Origin of the sequence: Alcaligenes aquatilis (assembly GCF_003076515.1) — a bacterium.
GTDB classification, from domain to species: domain Bacteria; phylum Pseudomonadota; class Gammaproteobacteria; order Burkholderiales; family Burkholderiaceae_B; genus Alcaligenes; species Alcaligenes aquatilis.
The window spans coordinates 1,025,275-1,037,168 of the sequence record NZ_CP022390.1; the positions used below are offsets into that span (position 1 = coordinate 1,025,275).

Genomic DNA, 11,894 nt, shown 5'->3' on the forward strand with positions numbered 1-11,894 from the left:
GAACCCATTTACATTATTTGTAGTTATAAGCATATGAAGAATCCAAGCCTCCAGTCTTGATGAAGGTCAAAAAGAACATTTAAAGGTTGAAATGTTGACGCGCGGCTGTACTTTCCAGACACAAAAAAGCGCCCCTCCGTTTTGGGGAGGGGCGATAGGTATCTTGATACAGATGAAAACGCTTAGAACGTCCCGCTCAATCCCAGGAAGAAAGTGCGGCCTGGCTGATTAAAGGTATGTGCCCCGGCGCCATAAATATAGTTCGGTGTCCCTAGGTTCACACCGATGGCATTACCGCGACGGAACAGACGTTTGTCAAAGAGGTTATCGACCCCTGCGTTGACGCGGAAATGCTTGTTGATCTTGTACTGCGTGCTCAGACCAAACAAGGCGTAAGGCGAGACCTTGTCGGTAGCAGAACCCGTCAAAGGCTGACCGTAGTAGTCATACTTCGGTGGTTTTTGCTCGCCGTAAAAGGTTGCCTTGGCACGCAAGGACCAATCGGCATTCACGTCCCAGTCCAGCGTGGTGTTAATGGTGTACTTGGGAATAGTGGACAAGGCTTCGCCGGTGGTCTTGTTCTTGGACTCGATCATGTAGGTAAAGTTGGTTGACCACAGCCAGTTCTCGGCTAACGGCAGAGTCAGGTTACCTTCCAGGCCGGACACCACGGCTTTGGGGATGTTTTCCCATTGCAGAATCAATTGCTGATTGTTCAAGGCCGTGAAGCTATCCACGGCAAAACGACCCGCTTCCACTTTGTTGCGGTAATCGTTGTGGAAATAGGTCAGGCTGGCACCCAGGCCATTGTCACCCACGTACTCCACACCCAGCTCTTTATTGATGCTGGTTTCAGCCTTCAAGTCCGAATTACCTTGCAGGAAACAACCCGTACTGCTGCCCGTGGTATTGCCCCAGCAGCCGTTACCCAGGCTGTACAAGGTGTAGCCATCATTGCTTTGATACAGGTTAGGAGCCTTGTAGGCGCGGGCAATACCGGTTTTCAGCAACCAGTTGTCCGTCACGGCATGCGTCAGGTTCAGCGAAGGACTCCAGTTGCTGCCATGCTTGTCGTGATAGTCAAAGCGCAGACCGGGTGTCACCGTGGTCTTGTCAGTGGCGTAGATGTTGTTTTCTGCAAAAACGGAGTAAATATTGGCTCGTGACTTGGGTTTGTATTTGTTGGGAACGCCAGGGATACGGGTCGGGTTACGTTGTGCCAAGTCCGAGGACTTGTCGTTCAGCTCCTGACCCACCCACTCCATACCGAAAGTGGCGTATTGCTCAACGCTGCCGGTTTTGAATTGATGGCTGGCCTCGGCGTGGGCCGTCAGTGTAGTCAGATCAACCGTTCCAAAGCCACCGTCTTTAACCCGAGATGGGTCATTGAAGGCGCCTTCAGTACCACCGGCCAAGCCTTCCAGCAAACGATAGTTGCGTGTTTTTTCGTATTGAAAATAGGCCAGGGAATTTGTCTTGTCGTTCCAGTCGCCACGATGCGTCAGCGAATAGCTTTGGCGATACATCTTGTTGGTCTCATCGCCCAACTGACGTTTGACTTCATCATTGGTATTCGTATTTTGGGTATCGCCTGTGTAGATATTGCCTTGTCGACTATAAGACGCTTCCAGATCCACGGTTTGACGGCTATCAGGGCGCCAGGACAGCAAACCATTGATGTCCTTGTTGCGCACGCCCTCACGGCCAGCAGGCAGGCTGTTCGCGTTAGTGCCACCACGCTCGGTCTGATGTCCTTTATTGATCTCCGGATCGTCCGAATCTGTCTTGTTCAGGTTCCCATACAAACGGAAGGACAGGGATTCACTGATCGGGCCGCTCAAGCCAAAGCTCATGCGACGTGTGGCGCCTTCATCGCTATGCTCGGGCAGGTTGCCGTATAGGGAGTAGGTGCCCTGGAAGGTGTCTGTCGTCGGCTTTGTGATGATGTTGACCACGCCACCCGCCGCACCGTTACCGTAACGGGCGGCTGCCGGGCCGCGCAATACTTCCACACGTTCGATCTGTTCAGCAGGCACCCAGTTCGTGTCGCCACGCGAATCGCGCTCGCCACGCCAGCCAAAACGCACGGCAGAGCGGGAGCTGACGGGTTTGCCGTCAATCAGGATCATGGTGTTTTCCGGCCCCATGCCGCGAATATCGATCTGTCGATTATTACCGCGCTGGCCGCTGGCCGAGTTACCAGTCAGATTTACGCCCGGCATGGTACGCAAAACGTCGGAAATATCGTTGGCGGGAGGGGACTTCTGGATGTCTTCGGCGGTGATGATGGAAGAACCCAAGGTCTGCTTGAGTTCCTGCTCGGCCTTGACCACAATGCGCTCCAGCTCCTCGACCTCTTGCGCTTGCGTCTGATAGGGGAAGGCCAACAATAAAGCCACTGCCAGACTGCTTAAAGACATAAAAGATACGCCGCTAGGCACCTGGCGCTTAGCGGCGAAAGACGAGGACACCGACATAATGAACACCCAGTAATAATGAGATTGATTCGTGATTATAAGCAGGGTGGGCAATGTTACGGATTGTTGATCTCGTAAAAGCAACACATCAGACCGGACAAATACAGCCAGGGCTACGCCCCGTCACCGTCACAGCAGCGGCCTGTCAAGGCTGACAGCTTGCGTAGCAACGGGGCTGATTGTATTTAGGCGCAAACGCTGCAGCCAGGGCCCATACAAGTGTGGATGACTGAATTTCGGGTGCTGGATCGGGTACCGGGCCCGGTTACATTATTGCCTGCCAGGGCTTGCTGGGGCGTCAGGCCACGCGTGGGGCTGGCCTTGCTGAACAAGCGTCGTGGTGCGCTCAATTGCAGCAAGAGGCTGCCTTTTTCGCAAGCAGGGCAGGTTTGAGGATCATTACGGGTGGCAATACTGCGCAAATGGCTGCTGCGCTGCAGGCAGTGATTGCAAAGATAGTCGTACAAAGGCATGGCGAATCCGAGTAAAGCAAGCCCTGACTTCGATAAGAAGCCAGGGCCAGAGACCGATCAGGTCAAGTTACAGCGTGTGCCTGGACGGCCAAAACGGGCCGCGTCATTCAAGGCACCTTTAGGCAGGATATCGGTATCAAAAATACCGGTAGGCAATGCCAGGGAAGCGGAACTGTTGGGCAGATCCACCACGCCGCCGTAACGGCCTTCAACCGGAGCCGCTGTCAGCAGCATGTACGCCTGCGCGCGCGACAGGTCGGTGGTGCGGCTGATGTAGTCAATGGCTGCCAGACAAGCCTGACGGTACGCAACCGTGGAATCCAGATAGTAGTTGACGCCTTCTTCCACGCTGATGCCGGTAAAGTGCATCCACTGATCGTACTTGGGATCGTGACGGCCAGGGACGTAAATAGGCGCAGTCAGGTTGTATTGGGCCATGCCGCCTTTGATCAGATCAAAGCCAAGATGGGCCGCGCCGTCCATCTCAATGGCGCCACAGAAGGAGATCTCGCCATCGCCCTGGGAGAAGTGCAGGTCGCCCATGGACAGGCCAGCGCCCTTCACATAGACGGGGAAGTAAATCCGCGAGCCAATGGTCAGATTCTTGATGTCCAGATTGCCGCCGTGCTCACGCGGAGGCACGGTACGAGCTGCTTCGGCTGCCATGCGGTCAAACTCGGCGCCTTTTACGCCGCGCAATACGGCGGTTTTGGCATCGGGTGGATTGGCATGGCCCTTGGGCACCAGCAGGGCTTCACGGCGATTCCACTCACGCAGCAGCTCGTGCGAGGGCAGGGTGCCGATCAGGCCGGGGTGCATCATGGCCGCAATGCGCACGCCAGGAATGTGACGGGAGGTGGCGTAAACGCCATGCAGGTCCCAGATGGCCTTGTCGGCTTCGGGGAAATGCTCGGCCAAAAAGCCGCCGCCATTTTCCTTGGCGAAAATGCCCGAGAAACCCACGGGGGTAATGCAACGAATATCCAGCAGGTCCACCACCAGGATATCGCCAGGTTCGGCACCTTCAACGTGGATAGGGCCGGTCAATGGATGGGCACGGGTCAGATCCACATCACGTACGTCGTTGGCGCTGTCCGTGTTTTGAATCTGAGCATCCAGAAAGTCCATACATTCCAGAATCATCTCCTCCCCAGGTTTGACGCTGGTCAGGTCTGGAATATCGGGGTGCCATCGGTTGTGCCCGATTTCAGCTTGTTCGGCCAAGGGTGCGCCGGGTTTGATTTTTATATGCTGCATGTGTTCTCCGAATAATGTGTGCGGGTTCGCACAACGGCGCTTTTAATGCGCTTGGCGACACAATTAACATGACTGAACAGAGCGGGTCAAAGTGCAGGAAGATGACTGTTTTATATGCTTTTTTTTGCCGATAAATAAATCTTAAGTAGACCAATGGTTTAGGCATTAAGTGATTAAAGGACAACACTACGAGGCGTTTGTCCAGAGGATAAATCCTGATATTGAACAAGTTTTTTATGTCGCGGCATGCCGTAACAACAGCGGGCATCGCTATATGGCGATCCATATACAAGGCATAAGAGTTTCTCGATGGCATAAGCAGACCCAAGGCTGGCGGTGCACATAAGCATTGCTATCGATCGGCTCCCTATAACCCTTATCACGTTGGATATATAAGTCGGCAAGTCGAACTGACAACAATAAAAAACAAATAGAACGCAGGAGACACACTCATGACTCGCCGTACTCCCATCCTGTGGATTCGCAATCCACTGGCCTGTTCAGATATGCAAGCTGCCGGCGGCGTACTGGTGCAAGACAGTCGCATTATCGAAAAAGTGGCCGCCGGTCAGCAGCCCAAGCAGGCTTACGATCAAAGCTGGGATGCTTCCCGACACGTTTTGTTGCCCGGTTTGGTCAATACCCATCATCACTTTTACCAAACCTTGACACGGGCCTATACCCCAGCGCTGAACAAACCCTTGTTTCCCTGGCTGACCACGCTGTATGACGTATGGGCCGGTCTGGATGACGAGCAAATGCAGGTGGCCAGCGAACTGGCCATGGTGGAACTGCTGCAGTCCGGTTGTACGACGGTGGCCGATCACCACTATGTGTTTTCGGGCGCCTTGCAACATGCCATTGATTGTCAGGCAGAAACCGCTCAGCGCCTGGGCGTACGCGCCGCCTTGACTCGCGGTTCCATGAGCGTGGGCCGTGATCAGGGGGGCTTGCCCCCACAAAACGTCGTTCAGGACGAGCAAACCATTCTGGACGACAGCCTGCGCCTGATTCGCCACTATCACCAGCGCGCAGATGGCGCGATGATTACGCTGGCCCTGGCCCCGTGTTCACCGTTTTCTGTCAGTCGTGAGTTGATGAGCGAAAGCGCCAAGCTGGCAGAACGCGAAGACGTACGCCTGCACACGCACTTGGCTGAAACTGAGGACGAAACCGCCTACTGCGAGCGCCTCTTTGGCATGCGTCCCCTGGACTATCTGGATCAGCAAGGCTGGCTAAGCAATCGCACCTGGCTGGCGCACGGCATTCACTTCAACGACGAAGAAATCCAGCGCCTGGGCCGGGCTGGCACGGGGATTGCCCATTGCCCCTCGTCCAATATGGTGCTGGGCAGCGGCCTGTGCCGCACCATCGAGCTGGAAGCGGCCGGTGCCCCCGTCGGTCTGGCCGTGGACGGCTCGGCTTCCAACGACCACTCCAATCTAGCTCAAGAGATGCGACAGGCACTCTTGCTGGGCCGCCTGCGCTATGAGCCGGGCCAGGTCACTCATCAAGCGGTTATTCGTTGGGCTACTCAAGGCTCGGCCCGTTGCTTGGGGCGCGAGGACATTGGTGGCCTGAACGTCGGACAGCAGGCCGACCTGGCTTTGTTCACCCTGGATGAATTGCGCTTTTCCGGCGCAGAAAACCCCTTGGCTGCCTTGCTGCTCTGCGGCGCAGACCGGGCTGACCGTGTGATGGTCGCCGGCCAGTGGCGCGTGATTGACGGCCAAGTCTGCGGCATTGATGTGCAAGACCTGATGCAACGCCATCAAGCCGCTGCTCGCCGTTTGCGCGACAAGGTACTGGATACCGCAGCGATAGCTTGAGTTTTGTAGTGACAGGGCCGACAGAGCTCTGCCTATTTCTTATTCGGAGACATTCATGACAACAGCTAAAAGGGCAGCGGATACAGCTCGCCCCGAAGACGAGAATCTGGGCCTGGGCGCGAATCTGGCCTATGGCTTTCAACACGTATTGACCATGTACGGCGGCATTATCGCCGTGCCGCTGATTATTGGTGAAGCAGCGGGTTTACCTGCCAATGAAACCGGCTTGCTGATTACCGCCTGCTTGTTCATGGGCGGTCTGGCGACCTTGCTGCAAACTCTGGGCGTGCCATTTTTTGGCTGCCGTCTGCCGCTGGTTCAAGGGGTGTCGTTTTCCGGCGTCGCTACCATGATTGCTATTTTGGGCACGGGAGGCGGCTTGCCGGCCGTATTTGGCGCGGTCATTGTGGCGTCCTTGATAGGGCTGCTGATTACGCCGGTCTTTTCACGGGTGATCCGGTTCTTCCCGCCCTTGGTGACCGGATGCGTGATTACAACGATTGGCCTGACCCTGATGCCGGTGGCCGCATTCTGGGCCATGGGTGGCAACCCGTCAGCTCCGGACTTTGGCAGCGTCGGCAATATCTCCCTGGCCGCCATGACCTTGCTGATCGTGCTCCTGCTCAGCAAGCTGGGCAGCGCCACGATCTCCCGCCTGTCCATTTTGCTGGCCATCATCATCGGTACTGTTATTGCGGTTGCCATGGGCCATGCGGATTTCTCTGCCGTCAGCCAAGGCGAGGTCTTTGCCTTGCCCAGTCTGTTTCACTTTGGCATGCCCACTTTTCAGACTGCCGCGATTATCTCCATGTTCATTGTGATCATCGTGACGCTGGTGGAAACATCGGCAGACATTCTTGCCGTAGGTGACATTATCGAGACCAAAGTTGATGCGCGTCGTCTGGGCGATGGTCTGCGTGCCGATATGCTCTCCAGCCTGATCGCACCGATTTTCGGCTCCTTCACACAAAGCGCCTTTGCCCAGAACGTCGGCTTGGTGGCGGTAACAGGCGTGAAAAGCCGCTACGTCGTGGCTTTCGGTGGTTTGATTCTGATCGCGTTGGGTCTACTGCCCATCATGGGTCGCCTGGTTGCCGCTGTTCCCCCAGCCGTACTGGGTGGCGCGGGCATGGTCCTGTTTGGCACCGTCGCGGCCAGCGGTATTCGTACGCTGGCCAAGGTCAATTATGAAAACAATATGAACCTGATCATCGTGGCCACCGCGATCGGCGCAGGCATGATTCCTATTGTGGCTCCCAAGTTCTACGAGCACTTCCCGGTCTGGTTTGCGACGATTTTCCACTCTGGCATCAGTTCGGCTGCCCTGGTTGCGATTGTGCTGAATCTTTTGTTCAACCACTTCACCTTGGGCAATTCCGATCAACCTTCTGTTTTTGCTGCTGGTGGGGGCCGCTACCTGCGGGTCTCGGACGTGGCCAACCTTAATGAAGGTGATTACGTTGAAAACGGCAAGATCATAGACAAGAATGGCAAGGAAGTTCCCATTATTGCCGATGAACACCCTGCACCGGAACAGCCCCCGGTACTGCACACAAAGCCGGGTTTAAGCAGCACCTGAGCAATGGGATCCGTTGCTAAAAGAACATAGGATCGTACCTTTAGCCACCTTTTCTCTCTAGGGAGTAAGGTGGTTTTTTTTATCCAAGCCCTTGAAATATAAGCGACTAGCCTCATCTTTCTTTAGGTAGGCGATCGAGCCCACGCCTTCCATTGCAGTAGGGCTCAGCAAAGGAAAAATGGAGATCAAGCATGGCAAACAATTTGACACGTTTTAATCCGTTTGGGGATCTGACCGGTACAGAGACATGGCGGGATTTTGAGGATATTTTCCGGCGCGTGCCAGTCGTGGGCTCTTTGGCTGGCAATACGCCACCCAGCATTCGTCTGGATGTGAACGAAAACGAACAAGCCTATCAAGTCAGTGCAGAAGTGCCTGGCATCAAAAAAGAAGATGTGCATGTCAGTGTTGAAGGCAATGTCGTCACTATCCGTGTTGAAAGCCGGCGTGAACAGGAAGAAAAGGACGGTGATACGCTCTTGCGCAGCGAACGCTACTACGGAGTGCAAACCCGTCGCTTTAGCCTGGCGCAGGACATTGACGAATCCCAGGCCAGTGCCAAATGCGAAAACGGCATTTTGGAATTGATTCTGCCCAAGAAAAAGGGCGGAGCAGGGGCCAAAAAGCTGGAAGTTCGCTAAATCAGCTTGTTAAATTGAAAACCGCGCCCTAAGTGGCGCGGTTTTTTTTGGCTTTCTAACTGAAATCACCAAGAGGTTAGGGCTTTTTGTTCTCCATCATATAAGTCAAGGAGCTGGCCACTAACGCACGCGTGCCGATGCGCAACGCCTTTTCATCAATCATGAATTCAGGCGAATGATTCGGTGCGCCCATTTTGTCGGAATGCGGCGAAGCGTTCAGACGCCAGAAAACCACGGGCACATTCTTGCCAAACGCACCGAAGTCCTCGGAGCCCATGCCAGGAGCCACTTCCTTGGCTCCTATCCCGTCAGTGGCCAGATCCAGAGCGGGAATCACGGTTTGGGTGGCTTTAGGATCGCTGACCAGGACTTCATAGCCTGTGTCGATACGCACAGTGGCCTTCAAATCGTGGTTCGCAGCAATATTTTGTGCGTAGCGCTGAATCAGCTCATGCGCAGTTGCCTGGTTGTGCTTGGACAGGGAACGCACGGTGCCACTGATGTCGGCGCTTTCCGGCAGCACATTGGGGCGGTTACCGCTGTGTAGCGAGCCTACCGTTACGACAGTGGTGCCGTCCTGGGGATTGGTGCGCTGGGCAATGATGTTATTCAAAGCCACAACAGTTTCAGCGGCCGCAACAACGGGCGAGGCAGCATTCCAGGGCGAGGAGCCATGGCCGCCTTTACCTGCCAAAGAGATGGAGAACACATCACCACTGGCCATCAGGCTGCCTTGGCGGTAGCCGATACTGCCTGCGGGGTAGGAGGGGCCGATATGCTGGCCCATCACCACATCCACTTTAGGCTGGTCCAGCACGCCTTCGGCCATCATGGCGTTAGCCCCACTTAACGGTTTGCCCGGGCCTTGTTCTTCCGCCGGTTGGAATAGCAGCACAATCGTGCCGGGCAGTTCGTCGCGCATATCCGAAAACACCTTGGCCGCCCCTAGCAGCATGGCAACGTGGGTGTCGTGGCCGCAAGCGTGCGAGACCGACACTTCCTTGCCTTGCCAGGTGCTTTTGGCGACGGACTTGAAGGGTAGATCATTACGTTCCTGTACGGGCAGGGCGTCCATATCGGCTCGCAGGGCCACGACCGGCCCCGGTTTTCCACCTTTCAATACCGCCTTGACGCCAGTTTGTGCAATGCCAGTCTGGATCTGATAACCGGGCATCGTTTCCAAGGCCGCCTTGATATAGGCCGCCGTGTTGTGCTCTTGATAAGACAGCTCAGGATTTTGGTGAATATGACGACGCCACTCAATAACCTGCTGTTCCAAGGCATCGGCCTTGCTCATGGCAGTATCCATCATGGGATTACTGGCTTGCGCCGCCGTACCAGCCATTAAACACGTCGCTGCCAACAGGCTCAGGCAGAATGGATTCTTCATATAGTCTCCTGTCTTTTTGTAGTCGTAATAGCAACTGATCATAGCACTGGTATAGGCAGTAATCGGGCTGATTAATTGACACCTATAGTAGTTAGGAGCCCTTAGTGCATTCGTCCACTATTGCCTAATCGAAATAGCGTTTTTGACGGCTGAAATGACCAGGAGTCAGGCCCGTCTGTTCCTTGAAAAACGCAATAAACGCGCTGTCGCTGGCAAAGCCCAGATCCGAGGCCAACTGAGTGACACGGCCACCCGTGGAAAGCTGCTCAATCGCTTTAAGTAGACGCCATTGTTGTCGCCATTGCTGATAATTCAAGCCGGTATCGCGTTTGAAAAGGCGGCTGATGGTTTTCTCGCTGGCACCCAAATAGCGAGCTACTTCGTTCAGCGCGGGGGGCAGGGTATTCAAGCGGATTTGCTGTAAGCGGCTGTCTTTCGGCAAGGGCAGAAACAAGGCCTGATCAGGTGCCCGTTGCAATTCATCCAGCAAGACCAGCATCACATGGCGGCCCGGTGGCTGATCCCAGTTCTCATCCAGATCGGCTTGGGCGATACGGTCCAGTGCGGCAATCAGCAAATCGTTTGCCGCCAACAGTTGGACCTGCGAAGGCAAATCAGGGTAATGAGTCGGATCCAGGTACACCGACCGGTAATCCACCTGCTCGCTCATTTGCGCCTGATGGGGCAAAAGGGCAGGAATCCAGATCAAGCGCTTGGGCGGCAGCAAACACAATTGCTGATCCAGGGTGACAGTAATGCAGCCGCTGTGCGTGTACAGAATCTGGCCCCAGGGATGCTGATGCAGGCCGGAATCATGTTGTGCCAAACGGGCTGCAATCCCCAGCGCATGGCGGCCTCTCAGGTCGGGGAATGGGTCATTCGCGTGTAGGCAAGGCATGATTGTCCGATTTCATGGGTTTTTAATCAGAATACGTGTAATAGAAAAAACTGACCAGAGCTACGCTGATTCTTTTCAAATTGATGTGTGAATTGGCATGACTCGTTTTCTTCTCTTGATGATCGCTCTGATCATGTTTCCGCAGGTGGTGGAGACCGCCTATAGCCCCGCCTTGCCGCTTATTGCCCAGAGCTACGCGGTATCGGCCAGTGAGGCGGGGCAAACCTTGTCCGTCTACTTTATTGCCTTTGCGCTCGGTGTACTGTTCTGGGGCTGGCTGTGCGACCGGGCTGGGCGCAGACCGGCTGTTTTGGCGGGTTTGACGGTGTATGGCCTGGGTTGTCTGCTCGCCCTGTTCAGCCCGAACTTCATAGTGCTCTTGCTGGCTCGCATGATGAGCGCATTTGGTGCGGCGGTCGGCTCCATTGGCGTGCAAACCATGCTGCGGGACCGTTATCAGGCCGAAGAACTGGCCAAGATTTTCGGCACTATCGGGGCAGCTCTGGCGCTGAGCCCTTTGCTGGGTTTGGCCATGGGTGTGGTCCTGTCTTCGGGTGCTGAAGTGATGCCGGTTTTCATCGGCTTGCTGGTTCTGGCCTTACTTCTGTTGGCTGCTTGTCTGTTGTACCTGCCTGAAACCCGCCCCGTTCAAAACCCGCACAGCAGCTTGTTGCACGTTCTGATTCGCCTGCTGCAAGATCCCGCAATCTGGCAGTCCGCCTTGCTGGTAGCTTTGTTCAACACCACGATTTTTGCGTTTTATCAGTGGGCTCCTTTCTTGCTGCAAGGCTTGGGTTCGGACAAGCAACTCATGATGATTGCCGGTGTCTTGCTGGCTGGGGGCACGTTCATGGGTGCATTTTTAAACCGCCGCTGGCTGGCTGCGGGGCAGTCGTCCCGTAGGCTGATTTGGCGGGGCATTGCGCTGTTGGCGGTATCGGCTACTGGTCTGGAATTTGCAGGCAAACACCTGATTTTTCTGCTCCCTGCCATGCTGCTTGCGCTGGCCTATGCGGTGGCGATTCCTAACCTTTTGTCCGGCGCCTTGCAGCACTATCGCTCGGTAGCGGGTATGGCCGGTGCGGTCTTTGGCCTAATGTACAGCTTGCTGCTGGGTCTGGGCTTGGCCTTGTCAGCCTGGTGGGGGGATCTGGCTGATGTGACCCTTATTTGTGCCGTTCTGGCCGCTATTTGCCTGGCTTTACCCCTGAATAGGACTTGAGAAAAACCCTGACATGCCCTTCGTAAGGCACCTCACTATAGGGTATATGCTAATACATATGTATTGACATAGATTAAGTCGAATCACCATAATCCTTCATGTTTAAAGCAATTGAAGAGTGTGTCTGA

General features: G+C 55.0%; 9 protein-coding genes. 4 read left to right on the plus strand and 5 right to left on the minus strand.

Going from position 1 to position 11,894, the window contains the following annotated elements:
* Positions 1 to 182 precede the first annotated feature (182 nt).
* The 3 genes from CA948_RS04825 to fmdA all read right to left on the minus strand — a co-directional run bounded on the left by CA948_RS04825 (position 183) and on the right by fmdA (position 4,207).
* Complete coding sequence (locus tag CA948_RS04825) at positions 183 to 2,420, minus strand: TonB-dependent siderophore receptor (protein ID WP_108728708.1); 2,238 nt, start codon at positions 2,418 to 2,420, stop codon at positions 183 to 185.
* A 242-nt stretch (positions 2,421 to 2,662) separates the two neighbouring features.
* Entirely contained in the window at positions 2,663 to 2,950 is a 288-nt protein-coding gene (locus CA948_RS04830; protein ID WP_009453884.1) for an FmdB family zinc ribbon protein, read from the minus strand.
* 57 nt (positions 2,951 to 3,007) lie between these two features.
* Positions 3,008 to 4,207, minus strand: coding sequence for a formamidase (gene fmdA / locus CA948_RS04835; protein WP_094196662.1), 1,200 nt, complete (start codon positions 4,205 to 4,207; stop codon positions 3,008 to 3,010).
* 452 nt (positions 4,208 to 4,659) lie between these two features.
* Between fmdA and CA948_RS04840 the strand changes: the two genes are divergently transcribed.
* From CA948_RS04840 to CA948_RS04850, 3 genes are all read left to right on the plus strand, one after another.
* Positions 4,660 to 6,036, plus strand: coding sequence for an 8-oxoguanine deaminase (locus tag CA948_RS04840; RefSeq protein WP_094196663.1), 1,377 nt, complete (start codon positions 4,660 to 4,662; stop codon positions 6,034 to 6,036).
* A gap of 55 nt (positions 6,037 to 6,091) precedes the next feature.
* Positions 6,092 to 7,615, plus strand: a complete 1,524-nt coding sequence (locus CA948_RS04845) for a nucleobase:cation symporter-2 family protein (protein WP_108727471.1) — start codon at positions 6,092 to 6,094, stop codon at positions 7,613 to 7,615.
* A 191-nt stretch (positions 7,616 to 7,806) separates the two neighbouring features.
* The gene (locus CA948_RS04850; RefSeq protein WP_108727472.1) at positions 7,807 to 8,256 is read left to right on the plus strand and encodes an Hsp20/alpha crystallin family protein; all 450 of its coding nucleotides are present in this window, start codon (positions 7,807 to 7,809) and stop codon (positions 8,254 to 8,256) included.
* Positions 8,257 to 8,332: 76 nt separating this feature from the next.
* Here the strand turns inward: CA948_RS04850 and CA948_RS04855 are convergent, their stop codons facing one another.
* Positions 8,333 to 9,646 (minus strand): M20 metallopeptidase family protein, encoded by a 1,314-nt coding sequence (locus CA948_RS04855; protein WP_108727473.1) that lies wholly within the window; start codon positions 9,644 to 9,646, stop codon positions 8,333 to 8,335.
* Positions 9,647 to 9,770: 124 nt separating this feature from the next.
* Positions 9,771 to 10,544 carry an AraC family transcriptional regulator gene (locus CA948_RS04860; RefSeq protein WP_094196667.1) on the minus strand — a complete coding sequence of 258 codons (774 nt, stop codon included), beginning with the start codon at positions 10,542 to 10,544 and terminating at the stop codon, positions 9,771 to 9,773.
* A gap of 97 nt (positions 10,545 to 10,641) precedes the next feature.
* Here CA948_RS04860 and CA948_RS04865 point away from each other — a divergent pair, with 97 nt between their 5' ends.
* Positions 10,642 to 11,766, plus strand: coding sequence for an MFS transporter (locus CA948_RS04865; protein ID WP_108727474.1), 1,125 nt, complete (start codon positions 10,642 to 10,644; stop codon positions 11,764 to 11,766).
* The last annotated feature ends 128 nt before the right edge of the window (positions 11,767 to 11,894 follow it).